The organism is Nocardiopsis quinghaiensis (genome assembly GCF_008638365.1).
In the GTDB taxonomy this organism is placed as follows: domain Bacteria; phylum Actinomycetota; class Actinomycetes; order Streptosporangiales; family Streptosporangiaceae; genus Nocardiopsis; species Nocardiopsis quinghaiensis.
The window spans coordinates 11,864-35,285 of sequence record NZ_VWVU01000041.1 but is presented as its reverse complement, the minus strand read 5'-3'; the positions used below and the strand labels follow the sequence as shown (position 1 = coordinate 35,285).

Sequence of the window (23,422 nt, the reverse complement as noted above, 5' to 3'; positions counted from 1 at the left end):
TCCCCCATCGCTCCCAGGACCGCGTTGAGCAGACGCACGTCGGTGCGCTCATCGGTCTTGGGCAGGGTCCCGGCCTCCTTGCGCAGTGCCCAGGCGCGATCCGCGATGGCCTGGAGCTCCCCGCGGTCGGGGTCGATGAACGCCGCCCGCGTCTGCACCGGGCTGCTGCCCTCAGCGAGGATGTAGCCGGCGCCGCGCTGGTCCGGCTCGAACAGGGCCGCGCTGTAGCCGCGACCGGCCCATCCCGTCCCGAGGATGGTGTCGGAGGCGGCCGGGGTGGTGCACCGCAGCGCCCACCGGATGGACAGGATGTCCCGCAGCCGGGTCGGGACGACCTCAGCGGCGGGCCGCTGGGTGATGACTCCGGTGATGATCCCGGCCGCGCGGCCCCGGCCCACGATGTCGGCCAGCGCGGTCATGAACTCCTTGTCGGCCTTGGTGTCCCCGGAGGCGGACCAGAACTGGACTTCGTCGATGTGCACCACGATCGGGTGCAGGCCGTACTTCTTGGCGATGGCCTCGGTGACCTTGGGAGCGCCGATCTTGCGCAGGATCTTGTAGCGGCGGTCCATCTCCGCGATGACCTCGCGCAACATCGCGATCATGGCCTCGGGCCGCTTGTCGGTGAGTACGAACTTGGCCATGGGCTCCCACACCATGAGGTCGAACCCGAACTTGCCGTCGGCCAGGTAGACCTGGGTCCTGGGATCGAGGAAGAACCAGGCCAGCACGTTGTTGGAGGCCACGCTCTTACCGCCGCCGGGCTCCCCGCCGATCATGTAGGAGCGTTCGACCATCCTGAACTCCACGGCCCGGCCCCGGGCGTCGCGCCCGGCGAAGAGCTTGTCGGTCCAGAAGTTCACCCGGTCCGGCACCCGGGTGGCCAGCGGGTTTTCCACCCGGCCGCCCTGCATCGGGTCCTCGTCGGCCACCCACAGGCGCACCCTGCCGTTGTGGCCCTTGACCGGGTCCAGGGCGACCTGGACCTCGTCCACGCCGATCGCTCCGGCCAGCTCCCCGCGCCTCTTGGTGGCGTTCTTGTAGGTGGTGCCCGGGGGCAGCTCCAACGTCGCCTCCCAGGCTCCGTTGGTGCGGGTGACCGGGCCGACCACACGGATCTGGTCGACCTGTTTGGCGAGCTTGGCGGCCACGAACACCTTCTTGACCTCCTTGCCGGAGGGAGAGCCGCCCAACGCGGTGTGCCCGGCCTCGGCGTCCCCCAACGCGGCCCGGCGTCGCTCCAGGCCGCCGGCGACCGCGAGGACCATGAGCAGCGCGATGATGGGCACGGCCGGGGTGAGCAGGAACCATGCCGCCGTCCCGACGGCGGCGGTGGCGCCCGCCCCGGTCAGCACGACGTTGCGGCGCTTCTTGCGGGTGGTCAGCACCAGCTCGGGCTTGACGGCCAGCTGGGTGTCGAGTTCGGCGGCGGTCATCCACCGCCACACGTGCCCGGCCCCGCGGGCGGTGCCCACGCTGCCGTAGACCAGCTCGTGCTTGAGCACCGCCAACGCGAGCTTGTCGGGGCGCTTGGCGACTTCCCCGGCCCGGTGGGCGGCGGTACGCATTCCGTCGGGCACGACCACGGTTCGGGTCTTAGGGCGGACTGCGATCTCGGCGGACGGTGCCGGCGCCTCCGGCTCCTCGGTGTTGGTAATGATTTCGGCGTCCACGACCTCCGACTTCTCCCCGGTTTCCGGAGACGGACGGCCGGGGAAGGCGATGACCTCAGCGTCGTGGATCTCGGTGTCGTCGGGTTCGTGGTCGGGGTTCGTGGCGGTCATGCTGGTGGTGCCTCTCTGATGAGGTGCGGGCGGCGGCGGATCTTGGCGGTGAGGCCGCCGCCCGCTTGGTGGTGGGTATGGGTCAGTAGTCGTTGACGTCGAAGTCGGTGGTGAACTGCTCAGCGCTGTCCAGGCCGCCCTGGACGAACTCGTAGATGCCGATGAACGGGCCCGACGCGGCCAACCACAGGCAGGGCACCAGCAGCGCCAGCCACGGGGTCAGGGAGCGGGTACCGCCGTCCTTGAGCTCGAAGGTCACCCAGGCCGTGGCCACGACCGCGATGAGGGTGGCCAGCCCGTCGAAGGTGGCAGAGTCCAAACTGCGCACCCCGGCGATGGCGTAGGGCGCGATGAAGGGCACCACGGCCAACCCCGCGATGAGCGAGGTCAGAGTGAGCATCCGGCCCCGTTTGCCGAAGATCAGCAGCGTGATGGCGAGCCCGGTCGCGACCAGGGCGACAATCCCGCTGGCCATAGGGCCTCCTTCCTGCGTTAGGCGTGCCTGCCCCGCCCGGGGCAGACACGGGAGCGGGCGGGGTCAGCGGGAGCGGTTCTCGTCGCGGTGGCCGGAGACGACCAGGCCGATACCGGTAGCCAGGATCAGACCGAGGATGAGCAGCTCGAACACGGTGTGTGCCTTTCTGATGAGATGGGGTGGTGGCGGGTCGGTTGGCGGTGAGGCCACCACCCCTGGACATGGGTTGCGCTGGTCGGAGAAGACGGTGTTCAGAACAGGGACAGCTGGCCGGCGCACAATGCGCACCGCTCGTGCGGGCGCATGCGGTGCTTCTTGGGCTCGCGGCACCGTTCAGCAGGCGGAGCGGCTACCTTGCCCAGGTGGCGATGTTTGTCCTGCTCAGCCAGTTGCTTGGCGTAGTACTCGTCGAACTCTTCACCGCAGGTGCAGCGCACCTGGTAGACCCAGGCCAGGCCTTGGCTGGTCTCTTCCTGGTGGCGTTCGACCTTCGGGTTGTGGCGGTCCTGCGGACTCACCGGTCTTCCTCCGGTGCCGGGGCGCACTCACGGCAGGGCGTGTAGCCGAACTCAGCTCCGAAGGACCACCACAGGCCGCCCCGGCCCCCGCAGGCCACGCACAGGCCTTGTGCCTGGCACTGTTGGGGGCTCAGACCGGAGTTGCGCCGGGTCCAGGCGGTGTGGTCGAACCTGGGCGGGGTCGGCCGCGACCAGGCGGCCGGGCGAGGGTGACGCTGGATCATCACCGCTCCTTGCGGATCGCGCTCTGGTGGCGCTTGACCGTGGACTCACCCAACCCCAGCGCGGTCGCGATCTGAGCCGCGGTGGCGTCGGGATGGGCGTACCAGTAGTCCGCGACGCGCTGGCGGTTGTGCTCACCAGTCGCGCGGCGGGCCTGGTGAGCCGGTTGGGTTCGCTGGCTCACACCGTGGTCGGAACCCGTCTCGGTCTCGCCGTGTTCGCGCTGGTCAACCACAATCCGAGACGCATTGTGAGCCTGCTTGGTCCGCCAGGCCTGAGCGACTTCCTCACGGGTGGGGATACCGGTCTGGCCCGGGGCCGGACCGTCGTGGTCCGGGCCGGACGGGAGCGGGCTCACACCGTCGTCGGGGCCGTCGTGATCGGCCAGGAACGCCGCGATCTGGTCGGCCATCACATCGCCCTGCTCGTTCAGCCACCGCTCACCGGAGATCGCCGGGCGCGCTGGTTCCTCGTGGTCCTGGCCGTCTCCCATCGCGACCCGGCGCAACTCGGACTCGTCGGCGGCGTCGACGTCGGCCAGCGCGTCGGTGATGGCGGTGGACAGGCTCGTGGCGGACAGGTACGCGGCCAACGACCAGGCCGCCGCCCCGAGTGAGCAGACCGCCCCGATCGGACTTCCCAGAGTGGCCAGAACAGCGCTGACCGCCAGCGGCACTCCGATCAGCAGCCAGAACACGATCCGCTGCCAGGGCTCCAGATCGGTTGAGCGGGCGGCCAGACGTCCCCGGAGCAGGATCATCGCGGTGGACAGGATCGTGAGCCCGGCTTCGACCAGGTAGCCCATACCGGCTGGCGACTGGCCGGGGCGTCCTTGCAGCCAGGCCTCGATGGCCATCCCGGATCCGATACTGAGCAGGACCGACAGCACCAGGCAGCCGATCATGTACCGCGACCGGGTCAGGGTCAGTTCGGCCACGGCCCGCCCGGGGGACGTGGTGTCCCGCGCGGCCTGGATCGCTTCGAGAGTCTTCTCGGCAGCGGCGGCGCGGGCGTCGGAGACGCGGGTGCGTCGCAGCTCGCGCTTGTGCTCGGCGTCCAGGGCGTCGCGCTGCTGCTGGGTGCGCAGGGCGTCGGCGTGGCCCCGGGTGGCCGGGTTGGTGCGCGGGTCGTTGAGCAGGTACTGGTCGCTGATGCTGACCAAGCTGCGGGCCTGGTCGACCTGGCGGGTGACATCGGCGGCCACGTCCAGGACATCGCCACCGCGACGGTTGAGGAACTTCATCGTGCTTCCTCCTGCGGAACCGGAGCGGGCAGGGACAGCGGGCGCGAGGCCAAGTCGGCGGCCCCGTCCAAGACCAGGACGGCGCAGGCCAGCGGCAGTGCGGCCAACCGCAGCAGCGCCACCGCCAGGACCAAGAGCAGAGTGAGCAGGACGGACAGGAAGCCGACCGTCTGGATACTGTGCACGGTGGTCACCGCCTGGCCTCCTTCCTCGCCCTGCGGTTGCGCAGGAACGCCAGGTCGCTCTCCTGCTCGGGCAGCAGGCCACCGGTCAGGTGACGCAGCAGCAGCACGACCAGGGCCAGGGCGAACGTCATGAGCACGAGCGTCAGCAGCAGGTTCATCGCCGGGCCCCCTTCCGGGCCGTGGTCTTGCGCGGGGCGTGAGTGAGGGTCAACCGGGTGCGACGCCAGCGCCGGAGCGTGGCACGGACACGACGTGTGGTGCGGCGGATACGGGCGATGACAGTGACGGCCAGGACGCCCAGCAGCACCCCGGCGGCGGCGTAGACGAGCGGCTCCATCAGGCGGCGCTCCTCACGGCCAGGGCGGACGGGGCGCCGTCCGGGGCGGGCAGGTCGCCGACCAGGTCCGCGAGGATGTCGGCGGCGGCAGTACGGCGGGCGGCGTAGGCCTCCCAGGTCTCACCGGGCAGGAACGGGGCGAACAGCTCACTAGCCAATTCGGGGTCTCCCAGCAGGCCGGTCAGCTCCTCCAGGGCCGGGGCGGGGGTTTGGGTGGCGCTCGGGAACGGCAGAATGGTCGGCATCGGGACAGTCCTCTCAACGGGGTGGTCTCGGTAAGGAGGCCTCCGCGGGGCGCAATCCCGCGGAGGCCTTCGTCGTCGGTGGGAACAGCGCGGTGTTCAGGCGCTGAGCTGCTCGGTCTCCAGGCGGTCGATCTCGGCGGTGAGTCGGTCGCGCTCGGCCCGCAGCAGAGCGAGCTGGTCGATCGCGCCGGTGACCACAAGGCGGCCCTGGACCAAGCGGGTGGTGTATCCAGCGGCCGTGACCAGGTCGCGGGCCTCGGAGCGGAAGTGAGGGTGGATTTGCAACATCGCCCCGGCCCGGCACAGCCGCGAGTCGAGCACGATCCTGCTGTTGGTGGACGCCATCTCGGCCGTGGCGACGATGTCGACCAAGTCGGCGTCGGCGACGGGCATCGGACGGACGGACAGGGTCTCGGTGACCTTCATCAGGTGATCCCTTTCGGCACAGGCGAAGCGGGGCGTGTGTCCCCCACACCCGCCCCCAGAACCGGGGCGGGATAGGCGCCACACGCCCTCAGGCGCTCTGGGGCTGGCGGGCGAATCGGCGCCGTCCGTGACGGGAGGCGAGGATCGCGGCGACCATGAGCATCACGGCCAGGGCGAAGAGCACGGTGAGCATCAGCCCGGACGAGGCCATCACCAGGGCGCTGATCGCGATCCAGAGCGTGTGCCAGTCCTGGTCCATCCGGTACGCGCCCGTGCCCAGGTGCGGGGCGTCGTCGTGGCCGGGGCGCGGTGCCCCGAGGGCGGCGAACCCGGACTTGCCGATCGCGCGGTAGAGGCCGGCGGCGGTGAAGCGCCGGTCGAACCACCAGTGGGACCAGGCGGTGAGCGCCAGCCCGGCCGCAACGGCCAGGGGGTGAACGCTCAGCCCGGTCACCGCGACCACCGCCAGGACGGCGGCGGCCTGGAAGGCGACCACGACCGCTACGTGCTTGGTGCACGCCATCCGGCCCGCGTGGTCGCAGCCGCCCTTGGCGGCGGCCCAGGCGGAGGATTGGAAGGGGTGGTCGGCCAGCAGGTGCGCCGGGTAGCTGGCGGCGGTTAGCACGGCGAAGACGACAGCGTCGGCCTGGGGCATGATGGAAGAACCTCTCTGCTCGTTCAGGTGAGGGCCGGGGGCCGCCGCGCCGTGGAAAGTGAGGCGGCCCCTCGGTGTGTGGGGTCGGACTGGCTACAGGTCGGCGTCGGAGATCCAGCCGCGGTGACCGCCGCCGATCTCGGTCGTGCCGTCGCTGTAGGTGCGGGTCGTGAAGCCCTGGGAGTCGATCTTCTGGCCGGTCATCTTGCGGCCCTTACGCTCGTTCTCGTCCTGGCGGTTGAGCTCGTCCTTCAGGTACTTGGCGAACTTCTTGTCCATCTCGTCCCTCTCCTGAGGTTCGTGTTGCCTGGTGGGTGTGCTGCTCGGTTCGGGTCAGCCGAAGTGGATTCCGCCGGAGATGGTCCCGGCCTGGACGACGCCGCCACCGTGCTGGACCTCGGTGGATCCGTCCTCGTAGGTGATGACGGTGACCCCGTCCTTCGTCTCGATCGACTGGACGTTCTTCTTCTCCTTGGCCATGTCGGCCCCTTCCTGTGTGGGTGTGGACCCGGGTGGTCCCCGCCCGGTCCCGCCTGCCGTGTTGTGCCAGCAGCTGGGACCGGACAGGCACCCCTGGGGTGCGGCGCGGCCATGCCATGCGGCCCCTGCTCTTGCTGGGGCGGCGCACCCTTATCGGGGTGCCGTGGCCACGTCTTCCCTTCGCCGCCCCTTGTCTGCTCGGGGTGGGGTCGGGGCAAAGCGCGCTGTTGAGTTCTCAAAGCTCGTGTGCTTTGGGCTTCCATATGCCTCACCTGTGGTGATGCGGAGGTCGCTGCCAAACACGGGAATGAATCGAGAACGACACCGCTTGAAAGAGATGCTGTCCTCAACTCCTCTTGAGGAGTTGATGTAACTATGACTGTGACTCGGCCGGTTGTCAACACCTCTTGAGGACTAGGCTGTGCGTGTCAACGAAGGATGGGTGAGCACCAGATGGTCACGGGCAAGGCGTACGAGCGCATCGCGGATGACCTGCGGCAGTCGATCCGCGCGGGTGAGCTAGAGCCGGGGGACAAGCTGCCTGCGGAAACGAAGCTGGCAAAGCGCTACTCGAAGGGCCTGCCGACAGTGCGGCAGGCCTTGGCGCAGTTGCAGGCAGAGGGACTGATCGAGAAGCAGCACGGCCGGGGCAACTTCGTCCGCAAACCGCGCCGCCTGGTGGTTCGTACCAACGAGCGTCACCAGTGGGAGAAGGACCGAGTCCAGGTAGAAGCGGAGGAGCGGGGGTCAACCGGCGCCACCGAACGGGACACCGGCCTGACGATGGACGACCTCGTGTTCAGCGCCGCATACACGGAGGTGAAAGCTGACGGTGCCTTGGCGAAGGTCCTCCGAGTACCGGTGGGAACCAAGCTGGTGGAACGCGTCTACCGCACCCGCCACAGGGACGAGCACGCGCCGTTCAACCTGGTGCGCTCGTACCTGATCCATGAGCTGGTGGCGTCCAACCCGGACCTGCTTGACGACACTAAGGAACCATGGCCTGGGGGCACACAGAGCCAGCTCCACACCGTTGGTATCGAGGTAGATCGCGTCGAAGAGCGCATCACCGCGCGTCCCCCGACATTCGAAGAAGCAGAGGAGCTGGAGTTGAGTGTGGGCGTCGCCGTGATGGTTCTCCAGAAGACATCCATCGACACGGACGACCGGGTCGTGGACTGGTCCGAGGTCATTCTCCCCGGCGACCGCACAGAGGCTCTCTTCACGACCCAGTTGACGCGGTGGTAGCCGTGACAAGGCTCATCTCCGTCATTACGGCGGTGCATGCCCCCAGTGCCCGGTTCCTGCCCGACGCGTACAAGTCGCTGTCGAAACAGCAGCTCCCCGACGGCTGGGACTGGCAGTGGGTCATCCAGGAAGACGGGGAGACCGACGACGTCAAGCCCCACCTCCCGGACGACCCGCGCATCAGCTTCGGCCAGGGACGGCCGGGCCGCGCCGGAATGGCGCGCACCATGGCGCTGCCTCGGGCGGAGGGCGACTTCGTCAAGGTGCTGGATGCCGACGACCAGCTGACACCGGGCGCGCTCGCTCGGGACATCAAGGCTCTGACAGACATGGCCGGGATCAGCTGGGCCACCTCGCGAGTTCTCGACCTCATGCCCGACGGATCCACGGTCGGATTCGAGGGGGATCCGACGGAGGGGCCGATCGGGGCCGGCGCCGTCTTCGACTTCTGGAAGGCACACGACTTCCGGGCACCGGTGCACCCGGCCACGCTGTGCGTACGCCGCGACCTGCTCTTGGCTCTGGGCGGGTGGATGGCTCTGCCCGCATCCGAGGACACAGGGCTCCTTCTCGCGCTGGACAGTGTGAGCCGTGGCTGGTTCACATCTGAGACGGGGCTTCTCTACCGCAAGTGGCCCGGCCAGGTCACGGCAGCAGCCTCGCACGTCAACGAAGACGAGAGGGTGACGCGTATGGCCGTTGTGGAGGCGCGGGCGCGAGCCCTCGCGGAAACGGGTTGGCGCTTCGAGGCGTCCTGATCGATAACGCGGAAGACGGCGGTGCCAACGTGGCTCACCGCCGTCTTCCGCGTTTTGGAGGAACCGGGAGAAGCGAAGCTAGCCATTGGGGGCAGCCGGGTTCGGCAGTCCTCTCTGTCCACCCGGCAAACCTGCCTTCGTGTCTGGCAAACAGGGGTGTCACAAGCTGGCTCCGTCTGGGCTTCCCCTTGCTGATAGGGGAGTTCGGAGAGCGGGGAGAGAGCCAGGACGACGGTATTGCCGACAGGACTCGTAGGCAGGCTCGCAGAGCAGCTCCCGGAGGGGTTCGCAGAGGGGTGAACCACTCTTCCGGGCTTAGAAGCCCGCACCTCCTACAGAGTCAGGCTTGCAGCTCTGTCGGCAACAAGGCGACATCTTCTACTCATCCACCTCCAGGTGGATGAGTAGAAGACACTCACTCCTTCCCCACCTCTTCGCGCACCTCTCTGTTGGTTCCAACTCGACAGACAGGACCTCATGCCTTCACGAGCACATCCCGCCCCCGCACCTGAGCACATCCACTTGACCCCGCTCAAAACCAAGATCCTGATCAACCTCACCCATCACCGACTCGCCACCACTTCACAGCTCAAACGCTTGATCCAACCCCAGGCCGCCCATCCGCACTACCTCCGCAAGGCTCTCGCCCAACTTCGCACCGACGGACTCGTGGACCGTGTCTTCCGCCCCCAGGGCCGGGACCACGTCTGGTTCACCACCCAGGCCGGCACGGAGCTGGCGCACGCCCACGGCGGGGCGCCCGAGCGGAGCTACCAGATGGACGCTTCCCGCGCCCAAGGACCGCTGCAGCAGCACGCCCTGGCCGTCGTCGAGACCGGGCTGGCCTTCCTCGAGCACGGCCGCCGCCACGGACGTTCGCTGGGCCCGCTTAGCTGGACACCGGAAGTCGCCCACCGCTACCGCAGCGGCAAGTCGTTCAAGGACTCCACACTGATCACCGACGCCGTCCTGGACTACGTCCACGTCGAAGGCAGCTCCCAGTGGGACCTGTCGTACTTCATCGAGGTGGACCGGGCGACCATGCCCGTGCACCGCCTGGTGGACAAGATCAACGCCTACCAGTGCTATGCCACCTACACCCCGGGCATCAAGCGCAGAGGCCGGCGCCTGACCATCGGGGACTTGTCAACGCGCCCGGCCTGGGAGCGTCGGTACCGCTGGTTTCCCATCCTCCTGTTCGTGCTGACGGCCCCCTACGCGGCGGTGGTACTCCGCAACCGCCAGCACGCGTTGCAGCGGATGACGCCACGGTGGGCTTACCACGGCGGGGACAACCCGACCCTGAAAGCCGGTGTGGTGCTGCTGAGCGACCTCCAGCAGCACGGGCCCGCGGCGGACATCGTGGTGCCGCTGCACTACGACTCCGAGGATGAGCGCACCAGCATCGTGTTCCGGTCTAGCGGAGACTAGAGCGGAGGCTGCGGAGGCTAGCGGAGGCTGGGCTTTCTGCTCAGCCTCCGCTCTATATCCGGAGGTCATACGCACTTTTATACGTCGTGCGGAGGCTGCGGAGGCTACGTTTCCTTACTCTCTAAAAAGAGAAGAGCACAGCGCCCCCCACTGGCTAGCCAGCGAGGGGGCGGGACATCTGGATTGCTGAGAGCTCCGTGTGACCGCGCCTAGGTTCCAGTGAAGCGGGACCTCGCGGGTGGCTGGGTCTTCACTGCCCAGCAGGCTCTGTTGGGAAGGGAACGTTCAGATTAGGATGTGAAGTCTCCAGAGAGGAGCCCGCATGGGTCAGGAACGTACGCCTTCCCTCTTCGCACCAGACCTCTCGATGACCCCTGAGAAGCCAGTTGGCGATCGTCCCGAGCGGATGAAGGTGCTCATCACCGTCAAAGCAGCTCCTCAGCCATCAAGCACCTACGGGGAAACTGTCTGTGTAGCTGGGCTCAGGTTGGACTTGGCAAGCCAGGGCTGGATTCGGCTGTATCCGATCAACTTTCGCGAACTCGAATCCAACGGCCGTTTTCGTAAGTACGAAGTTATCAACCTTGAAGCGCGGCCTTCGCATTCACATGATTCGCGCCCCGAGAGTTGGCGTCCGGTTATCCCATCAATAGTCAAATCTGGATACCTTAAGGACTGGAAGACCCGGGATCCTTATATTGCGGACTATATAGAGGAGTCTATGTGCAGGATGTTCGCTGAAGCGAAGCGCACAAAAAACTCTCGATCGCTTGCGGCGATTCGGGCGAAGGTCGTGAAGGGTATAGATATAGAGCCGCATCCTGGGTGGACGCCTCAGGAGCAGAGAAAGATCGATCAATACGTATCTCAGCAAGAGCTTGGATCGACCGTTCCGCGTTCGGCTCTTGAGGCACCCCGGTTTAAAGCCTGGTACAAGTACGACTGCTGGGGAGGCAAATGCGCGGGGCACCGTCAAGGAATTCTTGACTGGGAATTGGTTGCGCTTCAGAGGAGGTTCAGTGAACTTGGCGATGATCACTTGAAAGAAGTTATCTATCATAACTTTTTTCAGAGAATGTGTGGCGCCGAACGTGAAACGATCTTCTACGTAGGAAATCAGGCTAAGAGGCAGCAAACATTCTCAGTCCTAGGAACGTACTATCCCAAGGCTATGTGAGTGCCAGTAGCGACATCTGCCTGCGGATGGCTTGCAGGGTCACATAGCGATGGCAGCGCTCCTCGTTCGCCTCGAAGCACATGAGAGCAACAGTCCTGTCGGCTCCTTCCTTGGCGATCCGCTTGATCCACTCAATGGCCTCGGGGGAAACGAGCATATCTGAATATGTGGACCGAGAATCTTGAAGCTCAGCCACGGTGCCAGCGAATCCGGAGCGATTCCATTTTGGATTGCCAAGGGCGGGTGCGTGTAGGTAATCGACGCTGATTGATTTGAGGTTGGCGGAGAGCTTGGTCTTGCTCAAGCCTGGCTTCCGTGAAATGGGATTTAGGCGGACGTCAACGAGTAGAGATACCTGCTCCGCCTGAACTTTTTCTATGAAGCCGTTGGCGTCCAGGCCCTCATACCCGACGCCAATCACTCCGTTGCAGTCGAATATTGGGGTGTCCATCCGTAGCCTCCATCTTGAATCGGCAGCATTGAGGTCTCACCTTACCTGAGTGGCGGTGTAAATTGAACCATCTTCATGGATGTTTTTTGTGGAGTTGATCGCACTTCATTGTCCACAGGCTGTGAACGTTTTGCGAGGACGCACAAGAGGACTTAGCAGGCTGCTTATGGCGGCTCAGGTCAAGATCGGATGAATTGATCTGTAGTTGGGGGCGTTCTTGCCTGCTGTTGTCTCATATTCAGACCAGCCAGGGTCGCCGCCAAAGGCGGTGTCAGGCACGACAGCAACCCCGGGTGAGAGACCTTGCCGGGCGCTGATCGCCGGGCTTGCTCAGGAGTGGTGTTGCGCTGAATAGGCGCTGAAGTTGTTGGTAGGCTGGTTCCAATGAGGCAAACAAGCAGGTCAGAGGCGGTTTTCTCGGAGTGTGTGTGATCGCCTGAAAAGCGGAAGGTCGGCGGTTCGACCCCGCCCCTAGCCACTCCCCAAGAGCAGCACCAACGCCCGGAAGCCCTTTGGCTCCGGGCGTTTTCGCACTCCCGGTGACAGCGACCGGCCCGGCCGAGCGCGTCCCGGCTTCCCCAGCGCCCGCCGCCTGCCGTCCAGCGAGGCGTGCGCGTAGGTCCGTTATCGTCTTCCGTCCAGGAGCGCTGTTCCTCGGAAGGCGGGCCAACCGCTCGGCCCGGGTGCTCTTACCGGGGGAGCCCGGCGTCGGGCCACTCCGGCAGCGACCACGGAAGGCCAGGTGAGAACCATCGCGAGCGACCCCCAGGGCCGCATGGCCCGGTGGCAGGTCATCAGCCCGGCCTTCACCATGGTGGCCATGGCCTTGGCGGGAACGGCCGCGTACATGAACCGGAACGGCGTTCTTCTGGTGATGGCGGCTCTGCTCTTCGTGCTCGCGGCGGGGATCCAGGTGACATGGCTGGTCCGGATGTACCGGCAACGGCGTCATGGCTCCGTCCGCACGTCCGAAGAACCGTAGCCACTGACAACCACCATGGAGGACCTGCCCGGCCACCTCACGGGCCAGTGGTCGCGCGAGCCGTTCGGCCCGGTACCGCCAGGGGCCGGTCGAGTGGCCCCTGGCGCTGGGCGGCCTGGGGCGGGCCCGGCCGGGGTGACGAGACCGAGCACGTCGTATGCGTGGTTCTTCGGGTAGTGTCCGGGTCCGTGAGCCATGTGACAGCCCCTGACGGAACCCGCATCTGGTACGACGTCCTCGGGGAGGGCGACCCCCTCCTGCTCCTCAACGGGCAGTCCCTCGACCACGAGATGTGGGACGGGGTGCACACCGAGCTGGCACGGCGCCACAGGGTCGTGCGGATGGACTTCCGCGGCACAGGCGGCAGTGAGGCGCCCCTCGGCGAGCCCTACACCTTCGAACTGTTCGTGGGCGACGCCCTCACCGTCCTGGACGAGCTGGGGATCACCCGGACGCACGTCTACGGGTTCTCCATGGGCGGCAAGGTCGCCCAGACCTTCGCGGCCACGGCGCCCGGACGCCTCGGCTCGCTGGTCCTGGGATCCACGGCGCCCGGGGGACGCAACGAGGTCGAACGCCCGAGGTCGTCCACCCTGGCACTGCGCCAGGCCAGCACGGCCGCCGGGCGCGACATGATCGCCGAGCTCTTCTACACCCCCGCGTGGGCGGACGCCCACCCCGACACGGTCACCCGCGTCCTGCCGCGCGGGCCGCTGCGCGCCCAGCGCCTGCACTTCGGCGCGAGCACGGGCTACGACGGCTGGGATCTGCTGCCCGCCGTCAGGGCGCCGACCCTGGTCGTGCACGGTGAGGACGACGTCCTCACCCCGGTCGGCAACGCCGCCCTCCTGGCGGAGCGGGTCCCCGGCGCCCGGCTGCTGGTCCTGCCCGGGGCGCGCCACGGCTACCTGCACGAGGCCGGGGCCAAGGCCACGCGCGAGGTGCTGGACTTCCTCGCGGAGCACCCGCTCTCCGCACGGGACTGACCGGAGCGGCCGGGCCCCGGCACCGGAGCCGCGGGGCGCCGGAGCACGGCCCGGCACCGCCGGGGGCTACGGAGGGGGCGGCCCCTGGTGGAGGTCGTTGCGGACCCGGTCCAGGAGGCGCCGGTCGCGCTTGGTCGGCCGTCCCGCGCCCCGGTCCCGCCTGATGACGGGCACGGTCGCCTGCGGCGGCGGGGCGGGTGTGTTGTCGACGTAGCAGCGGGCCGCGACCTGTGCTCCCACGCGCTTCACGATGACATGGCTCACGTCGACCATGCGGGTGACCCCGTGCAGACGGACGCGGACCTTGTCGCCGGCCTTGACGGTGGTGGCGGGCTTGGCCGGGCGGTCGTTGACGCGCACGTGTCCGCCACGGCAGGCCTGGGCGGCGTCCGAGCGCGTCTTCGTCATGCGCACGGCCCACAGCCAGCGGTCGACCCGGGTGCTCTCCGGTCCCGACGGCAGGGGGGCCGATGACTCGTTCACGCCGGTTCCTCTCGCTTCTCTGGGACGTTGTGGGCCACTCTAGGCGGCCACCGGTACGAAGTACTCCGGAGTCGCGCTAGAGTTGTACCCGCAGCGAGGTCCTGTGGAGCAGTTAGGAGTGCTCGCCACCCTGTCAAGGTGGAGGCCGCGGGTTCAAATCCCGTCAGGACCGCATGAGGAAGGCCCGGTGTCCACAGGCACCGGGCCTTCGGCTTTTCTCCGGCCAGTACGGAAGGGCAGAGGTACGTTGAGCTACCGGTACGCCGTTGAGCGGACCGACCATTCGGCGTTGGCGAGCGGGCACGTGCTGCGCTCCGCCCCGGGCTTCCCCGGTTTCCCCGTACGACTGGCCAGTGAGCTGTTCCAGCGGGCGATGGTGCACACCGGCCGGGAGGCCGTACGCCTCTGGGACCCCTGCTGCGGCAGCGGATACCTCGCGACGGTGCTGGGCTTCCTGCACCGGGACCACCTCGCCCACGTGCGCGCCTCGGACGTGGACGCCGACGCGGTCGCCCTGGCCGCGCGCAACCTGCGGCTGTTGACCGCCGAGGGACTCGTGGAGCGTGAGGAGGAACTGCGCCGGTCCGCCCGGGACTTCGGCCGGGTGACCTTCGTGGAGCGTGCCGGGGCCGCCCGCGACCTGGCCGCCGGACTGGCCGAGACGGGCGGCGACCTGCCCTCCGACTCGGCGGTGGCGGACGTGTTCTCCCTGGCGGAGTCCGTGGACGCCGACCTGGTGGTGACGGACGTGCCCTATGGCGAGATGACCCAGTGGGCGGGCGCGGTTCCGGGCGAGGACCCGATGCGGGGATTCCTGGAGTCCCTGGGACGGATGCTGCCCGAGCGCGCCGTGGTGGTGGTGACCGCCAAGACCCGGCGCATCGCGTTGCCGGAGGGCGTGCGCGCTCTGGAACGGGTGAAGGTCGGAAACCGCGCGGCGGTACTGGTCCGCGCACGCGACATCGCCCACTCGGTCCACTCGGCCCACTAGAAGCCGTGTCCGCCGAACGCTCCCCCGAGGCCGCCCGCCGTCGCCGCCATGGGTTCCGGCCCCTCCTGGGTCCCTCCTGATATGCGGCCGTTCTCGGCCGCGACGGTGTGGGATACGTGACATTCGCCGCAGAAGAGGCATATTCGTTAGTGGAAGCGGTGACCGCTGGCCTCCAGTGTGTCCTCCCCTCCGCACAGCGACTCCCGGGCGCACACGCCGCCCGGTCCCGCGGGACGGCGACGGCCGCCCCGCGGACTCCTTCCCGATGGTGACACCGAGGCGGTGACAACGGCAGGGAAGCCGCACCGCGTGAGGGGGCGGACATGAGCACGACCACAGACGGCGCGAACGAGAACGCGGCGGGCGGGAGCGTGCGCGGCGCCGCCGGATGGCTGGAGGCGGACCGGGACGCCCGCAGGGCCCACCGGACCGCGGTCACCCGCCAGGCCGCCTCCGTCCTGCTGGGCCATCCCGGCCAGGCCTTCTTCGAACGCCTGCCGCTGGTCGCCCGGGCGGTCGCCGAACTGCCCTGGGGAGCGGTGCGCACCGCGCTCCGCGAGTTCTGCGAACACGCCTCCACCACGCCCGAGCCGGAGTTGTGCGAGCACTACGCGGACGTGTTCGGCCAGCGGTCCCTGTGCCTGTCCCGCTACGGCGACGCCTCTCCGTGCGACCGGGTCCCGTCCGAGGTCGCACGTGTCTACGCCGAGGCGGGCTGGGCGGTGCCCGCGGACGAACCGCCCGACCACCTGACGGTCGTCCTGGAGTTCGCCGCCCGCGCCGACGCCCGCACGGGAGAGGCGCTGCTCCTGCGCCTGCGCCCCGGACTGGACCTGCTGGGCGAGGCCCTGCGCGACCACGGCACCCCGTACGCGCGTGTCCTGGACGCCGTCCGGATGACCCTGCCCGAACGTCCCGGCGAGGGAGGGCCGGTGCACCGGCTCCAGGTCCCCCCGCCGCGGACCGGCACGGATCCCGGAACCAGAGCCGGAACGGACTCCGGCGCCCGGACCGGTACCGCCGCCTCCGACCGGCCCGGGGGCGAACCGTAGGGGACGCGGTCCGTCCACACCGCCGTCACCAGCACGTACGACAAGGAGAGCCGTCACCATGGAGCTGTTCCCGGACTTCCCCCTCGACGCCTGGCAGGACACCAAGCAGACCCTGCACCGCTTCGAGCAGATCGTCGGCAAGGTGCGCCTGCACCACAGTCCGCGCCGCAACCACTGGTGGCACGTCCCCTTCCACCTCACCGGCAGCGGGATCACCTCACGCCCCATGGGGATGACGGACGGCAACCCGGTCTTCACCGTGGACTTCGACTTCGTCCGCCACCAGTTGATCGTCTCGTCCCTGGACGGAGGCACGGTCTCCTTCCCGCTCCAGGGCAACAGCGTGGCCTCGTTCTACCTGCGGTTCCAGTCCGCGCTGGACAGCCTGGGCGTGGACGGCACCATCCCGAGAGCGCACCCGTTCGACCTGCCCGACGCCGACCGCCCGTTCGCGCGGGACCACGAACACGCCACCTACGTTCCCGAGCAGGCCACCCGCTACTGGCAGGTGCTCAGCCAGGTCAACATGGTGTTGGAGGAGTTCGCCGCCGGCTTCTCCGGCAAGACCAGTCCCGTGCACCACTTCTGGCACACCTTCGATATCGCGGTCACCCGCTTCTCCTCGCACACGGTTCCGCAGCCGAGGGAGGCGGGCCAGGTGGTGCGTGAGGCGTACTCGCGTGAGGTCGTCAGCTCCGGGTTCTGGTTCGGCGACGACAACGTCCCCGAACCCTGCTTCTACTCCTACACCGCGCCCGAGCCGGAGGGGCTCACCGGCCGGCCGCTCAGCCCGGCCGAGGCCGAGTGGGTCCCCAGCGGCGACGGGCACCTGGCCCTGCTGCGCTACGCCGACGCGCGCGAGGCGGCCGACCCGCAGGCGACCGTGCTGGAGTTCATGGAGAGCGCCTACCGGGCGGGTGCGGGGCTGGCCGGATGGGACATCGAGGCACTGGCCTGTCCGGGCGGGGCCACCGATCCCTACCTCGGCGGACGGTGATCCCCGTATGGCGGTCGCGGGGCCCGTGAACCGGTCGGTACCGTCGCCCCCGTCGTCCGGGGCCGGCGCCTCCCGGGGTGTGTGCGAGGGATATGTGTGGGAACGTGGGCATTGGGCTCACGCGCACACCCGTGCGCGGACGCAGGGAGCAGGGGAGTGCCATGGACCTGACGGTTACCGACGTTCCGGAGCGGTCACGTTACGAGGTGAGCGCCGACGGGACGGTGGTGGGATTCTGCGCCTACCACCTGATCGACGAGGGCGTGTACGCCCTGCCGCACGTGGAGGTCGACTCGGCCTTCGAGGGCCGGGGCGTGGGCAGCCACCTCATGCGCGAGTCCCTGGACCACATCCGGGAACGCGGACTCAAAGTGGTGCCGATCTGCCCGTTCGCCCAGGCCTACATCAAGAGGCACCCGTCCTACACGGACCTGGTCCACGAGGGCTGATCCACGGAGACGTCCGCGGAGGCCCGTGGACGACCCGCGGGGCGAGTGCCGTAACGGGAGCATCACCATCCGACTACAGCATGCTCTGGGTGGTGACTTCTTGCACTTCACGGGTATGTGAGGGCGGTTGTCCTTCTTTGGAGCAAGGAGTTCCGTTCCCGTGTTAATCGCAGACGCGACGCCCGGCGTCGGTGTACGCATCACCGAGGCCATCGGCACGTTCAACAACGACTTCTTCTGGTCCTGGGTGCTGATCCCGCTGCTGGTGGCGGTCAGCCTCTACGTCACCATCAGGACGGGAGTCGTCCAGGTCCGCATGTTCCCGGAGATGTTCCGGGTGCTGCGCAGCCAGCCCGAGATCGCCCCGGACGGCAAGAGGGCCGTCTCGTCGCTCCAGGCGTTCATGATCTCGGCCGCCGCCCGCATCGGTACCGGCAACATCGTCGGCGTGGCGGTCGCCATCTCCCTCGGTGGCCCGGGCGCCGTCTTCTGGATGTGGCTGATGGCGACCGTCGTCGCCGGGACCAGCTTCATCGAGTCCACCCTGGCCCAGCTCTACAAGGTCCGGGACTCCACGGGTTACCGGGGCGGCCCCGCCTACTACATGGAGCGCGGCCTCGGCCAGCGCTGGATGGGCGTGCTGTTCGCCGTCGTCCTCATCATGACCTTCCCGATGGTCTTCAACGCGGTGCAGAGCAACACCATCGCCGGTGCCGTGGCCAACTCCTCCGCGAGCCTGGGCGGGGGCTCGGGTGTGTGGCTGTCGGCCATCGTCGGGGCCGCGGTCGTCGTGCTCACCGCGCTGGTGATCTTCGGCGGTGTCCGCCGGATCGCGCGTACGGCCCAGGCCCTGATCCCGACCTTCGCGGCGATCTACCTGGTCATGGGCCTGGTCATCCTGGCGATGAACTACGAGCTGATCCCGGAGATGTTCTCGCTGATCTTCGAGCACGCCTTCGGTATCCGTGAGTTCGCCGCCGCCGGCCTGGCCACGGTGATCATCCAGGGTGTGCGCCGAGGGATGTTCTCCAACGAGGCGGGGCTCGGCTCGGCCCCGATCGCCGCGGCCAGCGCCTCGGTCACCCACCCCGCCAAGCAGGGCCTGGTGCAGAGCCTGGGCGTCTACTTCGACACCCTCGTGGTCTGCTCCATCACGGCCTTCATCATTCTCATCTCCTACCAGGAGGGCACCGGCGAGCAGCTGGAGGGCGACCTCACCCAGCTCGCGGTGACCTCCCAGCTGGGTCCCTGGGCGCTGCACCTCATGACGCTGATCATCGTTCTGGTCGCGTTCACGTCGGTGCTGGGCAACTACTACTACGGCGAGTCGAACCTGGAGTACCTGACCGGCAACAAGAGCGTTCTCGTCGGTTACAAGGTGGTCTTCCTCGTCGCCAGCTTCCTGGGCGCCCTGGGCTCGATCGACCTGGTCTGGACGCTGGCCGACACGACCATGGGCATGATGGCGCTGATCAACCTCATCGCCATCACACCGTTGGCGGCGATCGCGGCGCGGCTGCTCAAGGACTACACCGACCAGCGGCGCCAGGGCATCGACCCCGTGTTCACGCGGGACCGGCTGCCCGGCGTGCGCGGCGTGGAGTGCTGGGACCCCGAGAAGGCGGATCCCGCCGACAAGGCGAACCAGGTCTCGCCCTGATCCGGCTCGGACCGATCGGCTGAACGGGGCGGAGGGCCGTGTGCCCTCCGCCCCACGGGTTTCCCAAACCACGGCTTTCGGTGACGAAACCCGCCAAGTAAGGCGTTTTCGTCTATCTGTGTTCTTTCGGTCACGGCGAATAATCGCTAGTGTGCTGGGTCACAGTTGTGGCGGCCCGTGTGTCTCGTCGAGGGAGTCCGATGTCCATCGTCTCAATCGAGCCCGCCACCGCCGAGCGGTGGGAAGACCTGGAGAACCTGTTCGGACCGACCGGAGCGTACGGGCACTGCTGGTGCACGTTCTTCCGCAGGCGCGCCAAGGACCACACGGCGAGTACCTCCTGTGAGCGCTCGACGCGCGGGGCGGACAACAAGGAGGAGTTGCGCCGGCTGACCCTGGAGGGCCGGATACCCGGCCTGCTCGCCTACGACGAGGACGGCCCGTGCGGCTGGGTTTCCGTGGCCCCCCGCGAGGACTTCATCCGGCTGTCGCGGTCGCGGTCCCTGCGTCCGGCCGATCCCCGTGAGCCGGGTGTGTGGGCGCTGGTCTGTTTCTGGCTGCCGCCCCGGCGGCGCAGACGCGGCCTGGGCAGCCGCCTGCTGGAAGGGGCGGTCGAGTACGCCCGTGCCAACGGGGCCCGTGTCCTGGAGGCCTACCCGATGGACACGGCCGGGGGCCGGGCGCCCAGCGCGGAGGTCTACACGGGCACCGTGGAGATGTTCCAGCGGGCCGGGTTCACGCTCAACGGACACCACGTGAGCGAGCGCGTGGTCGCGCGCCTGCAACTGAAGGCCGAGTAACCGCACCGGCTTCCCCCCTCCCCGTGGTCCCCCGCCCCCGCGGTTCTCCCTCTCTCCCCCCTCCGGATCCGTAGGGCGGGTCTCCCGCCGACCATGGAACGGGGGGAGGGTACCGGGATCGGGGCGGATCGTCTCCGAGGTCCTCGCACGACGTGCGGGGGCCTTCACCGTGTCCGGAGTGGTCGCTTCCGCGAGGTACCCCCGGCGGGTACCGTGGCGACCGGGGCCTCCGGCTCCCGTGCCAGACGGCGAGGGGTGCCTGCTCTGGGAGTTCTCCCGTATGGGCGGGGCCCGGTCCCGTGTCGGGCATTTGACAAATGCATACCCCTCAGGGGTATGTTGAGGTGATCGGAGACCGGTCCCAGAACGACAGACACACCACACATGCCCCAGGAGGCGAAATGGCTGCCACCACCACCGCTGTTTACACCGTTGACGGCATGAGCTGCGGGCACTGCGTCAACGCTGTCACCGAGGAGGTCAGCGAGGTCACGGGAGTCACCGACGTCGAGGTCGACCTCGACGGCAAGAAGGTGACCGTCACCAGTGAAGGCCCGGTCGACGACGGGTCGGTCCGCGCCGCCATCGACGAGGCCGGATACGAGGTCCGTGACTGACACGGACGCGGCCGCGAAGCCCGCGCCCCGGGTCCCGCGCACGCGTCCGCCCCGGCGTCCGGGGCGGACCGTCACCGGGCGCCGGGGCGGGACACCGCGGCGGACGCCGACGGGCACCAGGAGTTCCGGGACACCCGGGAGGGGTCAATGAGTACCAGCAGAACCACGGCGGAACCGACCGGCACCGCGCCGGTCGAGCTGGCCATCGGCGGGATGACCTGCGCCGCCTGCGCCAACCGGGTCGAGAAGCGGCTCAACAAGCTCGACGGCGTCAGCGCCACCGTCAACTTCGCCACCGAGAAGGCGCGTGTCTCCTTCGCGGGAACGCCCACCCCGGTGGAGGACCTCGTCGCACAGGTCGAGAAGGCGGGCTACACCGCCACCGTGCCCCGGACCGGGACCGAGACGGCCGAGACCGCCGTCGACCCGAACGATCCCGTCCGGGCACTGTGGAACCGTGCCATGGTCTCCCTCGTGCTCTCGGTGCCCGTCATCGCCATGGCCATGGTCCCCGCGCTGCAGTTCACCTACTGGCAGTGGGCCTCCCTGGCCCTGGCCGCGCCCGTCGTCGTCTGGGGAGCCCTGCCCTTCCACGTGGCCGCGTGGAAGAACCTCAGGCTCGGCACGGCCACCATGGACACGCTGGTCTCCCTCGGGGTCTCGGCCGCCTTCCTGTGGTCGCTGTACGCGCTCTTCCTCGGCACCGCCGGGGCGCCGGGCATGACGCACGCGTTCGAGCTGACCATCGCCCGCAGCGACGGGGCGGGCAACATCTACCTGGAGGTCGCCGCGGGCGTCACCTCCTTCATCCTCCTCGGCAAGTACTTCGAGGCGCGCTCCAAGCGCCGTGCCGGAGACGCCCTGCGCGCCCTGCTCGAACTCGGCGCCAAGGAGGTCACCGTTCTGCGCGGTGACGGCCCCTCGCCCCGCGAGGAACTCGTGCCCGTGGACCGGCTCGTCGCCGGCGACCGCTTCCTCGTCCGGCCCGGTGAGCGGATCGCCACCGACGGCACCGTGGAGGAGGGCACCTCCGCCGTCGACATGAGCATGCTCACCGGCGAGTCCGTCCCCGAGGAGGTCTCGCCCGGCAGCCCCGTCATCGGCGCCACGGTCAACGCGGGCGGACGCCTGGTGGTGCGTGCCACCCGGGTCGGATCCGACACCCAGCTCGCCCGGATGGCGCGTCTGGTGGAGGAGGCCCAGAGCGGCAAGGCCGAGGTCCAGCGCCTGGCCGACCGGGTGTCCGGGGTCTTCGTCCCGATCGCCATCCTGATCGCGCTCGGCACGCTCGGCTTCTGGCTCGCCATCGGCCAGCCCGCCGCGGCGGCCTTCACCGCCGCCGTCGCGGTGCTCATCATCGCCTGCCCCTGCGCCCTCGGCCTGGCCACGCCCATGGCCCTGATGGTGGGCACCGGGCGCGGCGCCCAGCTGGGCATCCTCATCAAGGGCCCGGAGGTCCTGGAGAACACCCGCCGCGTGGACACCGTCGTGCTGGACAAGACCGGCACCGTCACCACCGGTCGGATGGCGCTGACCGGCGTCACCGTCGCCGACGGCGAGGACGAGCAGGAGGTCCTGCGCCTGGCGGGGGCGCTGGAGAACGCCTCCGAACACCCCGTCGCCCGGGCGATCGCCTCCGGCGCCGCCGACCGGGTGGGCGCCCTGCCCGCACCCGAGGGCTTCGCCAACGTCGAGGGCCTCGGTGTTCGGGGGACCGTCGACGGCCGTGCCGTCCTGGTCGGCCGGGTCGCGCTGCTGGAGGAGCACGGGACGCCCCTGCCCGGGCAGCTGGCCACCGCCCTCAAGGACGCCGAGTCCGAGGGGCGCACCGCCGTCGCCGTCGGCTGGGAAGGCCGGGCCCGGGGAGTGCTGGTGGTGGCCGACACCGTCAAGCCCACCAGCGCCGAAGCGGTACGCCGGTTCCGCGAACTGGGCCTCACCCCGATCCTGCTCACCGGTGACAACGAGGCCGTGGCCCGCTCGGTGGCCGCCGAGGTCGGCGTCGACGAGGTGATCGCCGAGGTCCTGCCCAAGGACAAGGTCGACGTCGTCAGGCGGCTGCAGGCCGAGGGCCGCACCGTGGCGATGGTCGGCGACGGCGTCAACGACGCGGCGGCCCTGGCCCAGGCCGACCTGGGACTGTCCATGGGCACGGGAACCGACGTGGCCATCGAGGCCGGCGACCTGACCCTGGTACGCGGCGACCTGCGGACGGCGGCCGACGCTGTCCGGCTCTCGCGCCGCACGCTCGGCACGATCAGGGGGAACCTGTTCTGGGCCTTCGCCTACAACGCGGCGGCGCTGCCGCTGGCGGCGGCGGGTCTGCTCAACCCGATGCTCGCGGGTGCGGCGATGGCCCTCTCCAGCGTGTTCGTGGTGAGCAACAGCCAGCGGCTGCGCCGGTTCCGTCCGCTGGCGGCGGAGGACGCCGTCCGGGCCTCCTGAAGCGCCGCCCGGCACCCCTCCGGACGGCGCCGCCCCCGCTCCTGGTCCCGGGACGGGGGCGGCGCCGTCGTCCCGTCCGCGCCGGGGCCGCGAAATTCGGCGGCGAAGCGGCAGATGGGGGCGGTCGCCCCGCGAAGGGCGCGAAAACGGGTCTCGCGCCCCGCCGGGGCGGGCCGCTAGGGTTACGCGAGGTCGTACGGCCCGGGCACGCGCCCGTGGACCGTTCGGCCGGATCCTGCCCGGAAAACCCCGCGCACCGGTCCCGGACCCCCCGGGGTCGTGCTCCCACCCCCCACGTGAAGGACGGCCCCAGCCCGTACCCGAC

The 23,422-nt window shown here is 68.8% G+C and carries 29 protein-coding genes and 2 tRNA genes; 16 read left to right on the top strand and 15 right to left on the bottom strand.

Annotated features, from left to right (window positions below; translation table 11 throughout):
* The 13 genes from FYX01_RS25320 to FYX01_RS26395 all read right to left on the bottom strand — a co-directional run.
* Window positions 1–1,784 (bottom strand): FtsK/SpoIIIE domain-containing protein (locus FYX01_RS25320; protein ID WP_223830644.1); only part of this gene is annotated, 1,784 nt, incomplete at its 3' end.
* An 82-nt stretch (window positions 1,785–1,866) separates the two neighbouring features.
* Complete coding sequence (locus FYX01_RS25315) at window positions 1,867–2,259, bottom strand: hypothetical protein (RefSeq protein ID WP_150246165.1); 393 nt, start codon at window positions 2,257–2,259, stop codon at window positions 1,867–1,869.
* A 251-nt stretch (window positions 2,260–2,510) separates the two neighbouring features.
* Entirely contained in the window at window positions 2,511–2,777 is a 267-nt protein-coding gene (locus FYX01_RS25310) for a hypothetical protein (RefSeq protein WP_150246161.1), read from the bottom strand.
* Window positions 2,774–3,001, bottom strand: a complete 228-nt coding sequence (locus FYX01_RS25305; protein ID WP_150246158.1) for a hypothetical protein — start codon at window positions 2,999–3,001, stop codon at window positions 2,774–2,776. Before FYX01_RS25305 ends, FYX01_RS25310 begins: the two co-directional genes overlap by 4 nt.
* Window positions 3,001–4,242 (bottom strand): MFS transporter, encoded by a 1,242-nt coding sequence (locus FYX01_RS25300; RefSeq protein ID WP_150246155.1) that lies wholly within the window; start codon window positions 4,240–4,242, stop codon window positions 3,001–3,003. The genes FYX01_RS25305 and FYX01_RS25300 overlap by 1 nt, the downstream gene beginning before the upstream one ends.
* On the bottom strand, window positions 4,239–4,436 hold the full coding sequence (locus tag FYX01_RS25295) for a hypothetical protein (RefSeq protein ID WP_150246153.1): 198 nt from the start codon (window positions 4,434–4,436) through the stop codon (window positions 4,239–4,241). The genes FYX01_RS25300 and FYX01_RS25295 overlap by 4 nt, the downstream gene beginning before the upstream one ends.
* Window positions 4,433–4,585, bottom strand: coding sequence for a hypothetical protein (locus FYX01_RS26400; RefSeq protein ID WP_190394485.1), 153 nt, complete (start codon window positions 4,583–4,585; stop codon window positions 4,433–4,435). The genes FYX01_RS25295 and FYX01_RS26400 overlap by 4 nt, the downstream gene beginning before the upstream one ends.
* Window positions 4,582–4,764 carry a hypothetical protein gene (locus FYX01_RS25290; protein WP_150246150.1) on the bottom strand — a complete coding sequence of 61 codons (183 nt, stop codon included), beginning with the start codon at window positions 4,762–4,764 and terminating at the stop codon, window positions 4,582–4,584. The genes FYX01_RS26400 and FYX01_RS25290 overlap by 4 nt, the downstream gene beginning before the upstream one ends.
* On the bottom strand, window positions 4,764–5,009 hold the full coding sequence (locus FYX01_RS25285; protein ID WP_150246147.1) for a hypothetical protein: 246 nt from the start codon (window positions 5,007–5,009) through the stop codon (window positions 4,764–4,766). The genes FYX01_RS25290 and FYX01_RS25285 overlap by 1 nt, the downstream gene beginning before the upstream one ends.
* Window positions 5,010–5,105: 96 nt before the next feature.
* On the bottom strand, window positions 5,106–5,435 hold the full coding sequence (locus FYX01_RS25280) for a hypothetical protein (protein ID WP_150246144.1): 330 nt from the start codon (window positions 5,433–5,435) through the stop codon (window positions 5,106–5,108).
* Between the two features lie 88 nt (window positions 5,436–5,523).
* Window positions 5,524–6,090, bottom strand: a complete 567-nt coding sequence (locus tag FYX01_RS25275; RefSeq protein ID WP_150246141.1) for a DUF3307 domain-containing protein — start codon at window positions 6,088–6,090, stop codon at window positions 5,524–5,526.
* Between the two features lie 93 nt (window positions 6,091–6,183).
* Window positions 6,184–6,369, bottom strand: coding sequence for a hypothetical protein (locus tag FYX01_RS25270; RefSeq protein ID WP_150246138.1), 186 nt, complete (start codon window positions 6,367–6,369; stop codon window positions 6,184–6,186).
* Between the two features lie 54 nt (window positions 6,370–6,423).
* Window positions 6,424–6,570 carry a hypothetical protein gene (locus FYX01_RS26395; protein ID WP_190394484.1) on the bottom strand — a complete coding sequence of 49 codons (147 nt, stop codon included), beginning with the start codon at window positions 6,568–6,570 and terminating at the stop codon, window positions 6,424–6,426.
* Window positions 6,571–7,008: 438 nt separating this feature from the next.
* Here FYX01_RS26395 and FYX01_RS26970 point away from each other — a divergent pair, with 438 nt between their 5' ends.
* The 4 genes from FYX01_RS26970 to FYX01_RS25250 all read left to right on the top strand — a co-directional run bounded on the left by FYX01_RS26970 (window position 7,009) and on the right by FYX01_RS25250 (window position 11,184).
* Window positions 7,009–7,818, top strand: coding sequence for a GntR family transcriptional regulator (locus tag FYX01_RS26970; RefSeq protein WP_223830643.1), 810 nt, complete (start codon window positions 7,009–7,011; stop codon window positions 7,816–7,818).
* Window positions 7,812–8,576, top strand: a complete 765-nt coding sequence (locus tag FYX01_RS25260) for a glycosyltransferase family 2 protein (protein ID WP_223830642.1) — start codon at window positions 7,812–7,814, stop codon at window positions 8,574–8,576. Before FYX01_RS26970 ends, FYX01_RS25260 begins: the two co-directional genes overlap by 7 nt.
* Before the next feature lie 522 nt (window positions 8,577–9,098).
* Entirely contained in the window at window positions 9,099–10,007 is a 909-nt protein-coding gene (locus FYX01_RS25255) for a replication-relaxation family protein (protein ID WP_190394482.1), read from the top strand.
* 322 nt (window positions 10,008–10,329) lie between these two features.
* Entirely contained in the window at window positions 10,330–11,184 is an 855-nt protein-coding gene (locus tag FYX01_RS25250) for a hypothetical protein (protein ID WP_223830641.1), read from the top strand.
* Here FYX01_RS25250 and FYX01_RS25245 read toward each other — a convergent pair.
* On the bottom strand, window positions 11,177–11,635 hold the full coding sequence (locus FYX01_RS25245) for a DUF488 domain-containing protein (RefSeq protein WP_150246129.1): 459 nt from the start codon (window positions 11,633–11,635) through the stop codon (window positions 11,177–11,179). The genes FYX01_RS25250 and FYX01_RS25245 overlap by 8 nt on opposite strands.
* A 388-nt stretch (window positions 11,636–12,023) precedes the next feature.
* Here FYX01_RS25245 and FYX01_RS25240 point away from each other — a divergent pair.
* The 3 genes from FYX01_RS25240 to FYX01_RS25230 all read left to right on the top strand — a co-directional run bounded on the left by FYX01_RS25240 (window position 12,024) and on the right by FYX01_RS25230 (window position 13,603).
* Window positions 12,024–12,113, top strand: a tRNA-Phe gene (locus FYX01_RS25240).
* Between the two features lie 264 nt (window positions 12,114–12,377).
* The gene (locus FYX01_RS25235) at window positions 12,378–12,617 is read left to right on the top strand and encodes a hypothetical protein (RefSeq protein ID WP_150246126.1); all 240 of its coding nucleotides are present in this window, start codon (window positions 12,378–12,380) and stop codon (window positions 12,615–12,617) included.
* A gap of 176 nt (window positions 12,618–12,793) precedes the next feature.
* Window positions 12,794–13,603, top strand: coding sequence for an alpha/beta fold hydrolase (locus FYX01_RS25230; RefSeq protein ID WP_190394481.1), 810 nt, complete (start codon window positions 12,794–12,796; stop codon window positions 13,601–13,603).
* Window positions 13,604–13,669: 66 nt separating this feature from the next.
* On the opposite strand, the gene FYX01_RS25225 is transcribed toward FYX01_RS25230, so the two are convergent.
* Window positions 13,670–14,086, bottom strand: coding sequence for an RNA-binding S4 domain-containing protein (locus FYX01_RS25225; RefSeq protein WP_150246119.1), 417 nt, complete (start codon window positions 14,084–14,086; stop codon window positions 13,670–13,672).
* Window positions 14,087–14,183: 97 nt separating this feature from the next.
* Between FYX01_RS25225 and FYX01_RS25220 the strand changes: the two genes are divergently transcribed.
* The 9 genes from FYX01_RS25220 (at window position 14,184) to FYX01_RS25180 (ending at window position 23,097) form a co-directional block, all read left to right on the top strand.
* Window positions 14,184–14,258 (top strand) — tRNA-Asp (locus FYX01_RS25220).
* Between the two features lie 75 nt (window positions 14,259–14,333).
* Entirely contained in the window at window positions 14,334–15,077 is a 744-nt protein-coding gene (locus FYX01_RS25215) for an rRNA methyltransferase (protein ID WP_150246117.1), read from the top strand.
* Between the two features lie 323 nt (window positions 15,078–15,400).
* The gene (locus FYX01_RS25210; RefSeq protein ID WP_150246113.1) at window positions 15,401–16,129 is read left to right on the top strand and encodes a nitrate reductase molybdenum cofactor assembly chaperone; all 729 of its coding nucleotides are present in this window, start codon (window positions 15,401–15,403) and stop codon (window positions 16,127–16,129) included.
* Window positions 16,130–16,187: 58 nt separating this feature from the next.
* Window positions 16,188–17,126: a DUF5996 family protein gene (locus tag FYX01_RS25205; protein WP_150246108.1), complete on the top strand. Its 939-nt coding sequence runs from the start codon at window positions 16,188–16,190 to the stop codon at window positions 17,124–17,126.
* Window positions 17,127–17,287: 161 nt separating this feature from the next.
* A complete protein-coding gene (locus FYX01_RS25200) occupies window positions 17,288–17,575 on the top strand; it encodes a GNAT family N-acetyltransferase (protein WP_150246106.1) in 288 nt (95 codons plus the stop codon).
* Window positions 17,576–17,735: 160 nt separating this feature from the next.
* Window positions 17,736–19,235 carry an alanine/glycine:cation symporter family protein gene (locus FYX01_RS25195; protein WP_150246103.1) on the top strand — a complete coding sequence of 500 codons (1,500 nt, stop codon included), beginning with the start codon at window positions 17,736–17,738 and terminating at the stop codon, window positions 19,233–19,235.
* 200 nt (window positions 19,236–19,435) lie between these two features.
* A complete protein-coding gene (locus FYX01_RS25190; protein ID WP_150246101.1) occupies window positions 19,436–20,035 on the top strand; it encodes a GNAT family N-acetyltransferase in 600 nt (199 codons plus the stop codon).
* A 401-nt stretch (window positions 20,036–20,436) separates the two neighbouring features.
* Entirely contained in the window at window positions 20,437–20,652 is a 216-nt protein-coding gene (locus tag FYX01_RS25185) for a heavy-metal-associated domain-containing protein (RefSeq protein ID WP_150246098.1), read from the top strand.
* 147 nt (window positions 20,653–20,799) lie between these two features.
* Window positions 20,800–23,097, top strand: a complete 2,298-nt coding sequence (locus FYX01_RS25180; protein WP_150246095.1) for a heavy metal translocating P-type ATPase — start codon at window positions 20,800–20,802, stop codon at window positions 23,095–23,097.
* The last annotated feature ends 325 nt before the right edge of the window (window positions 23,098–23,422 follow it).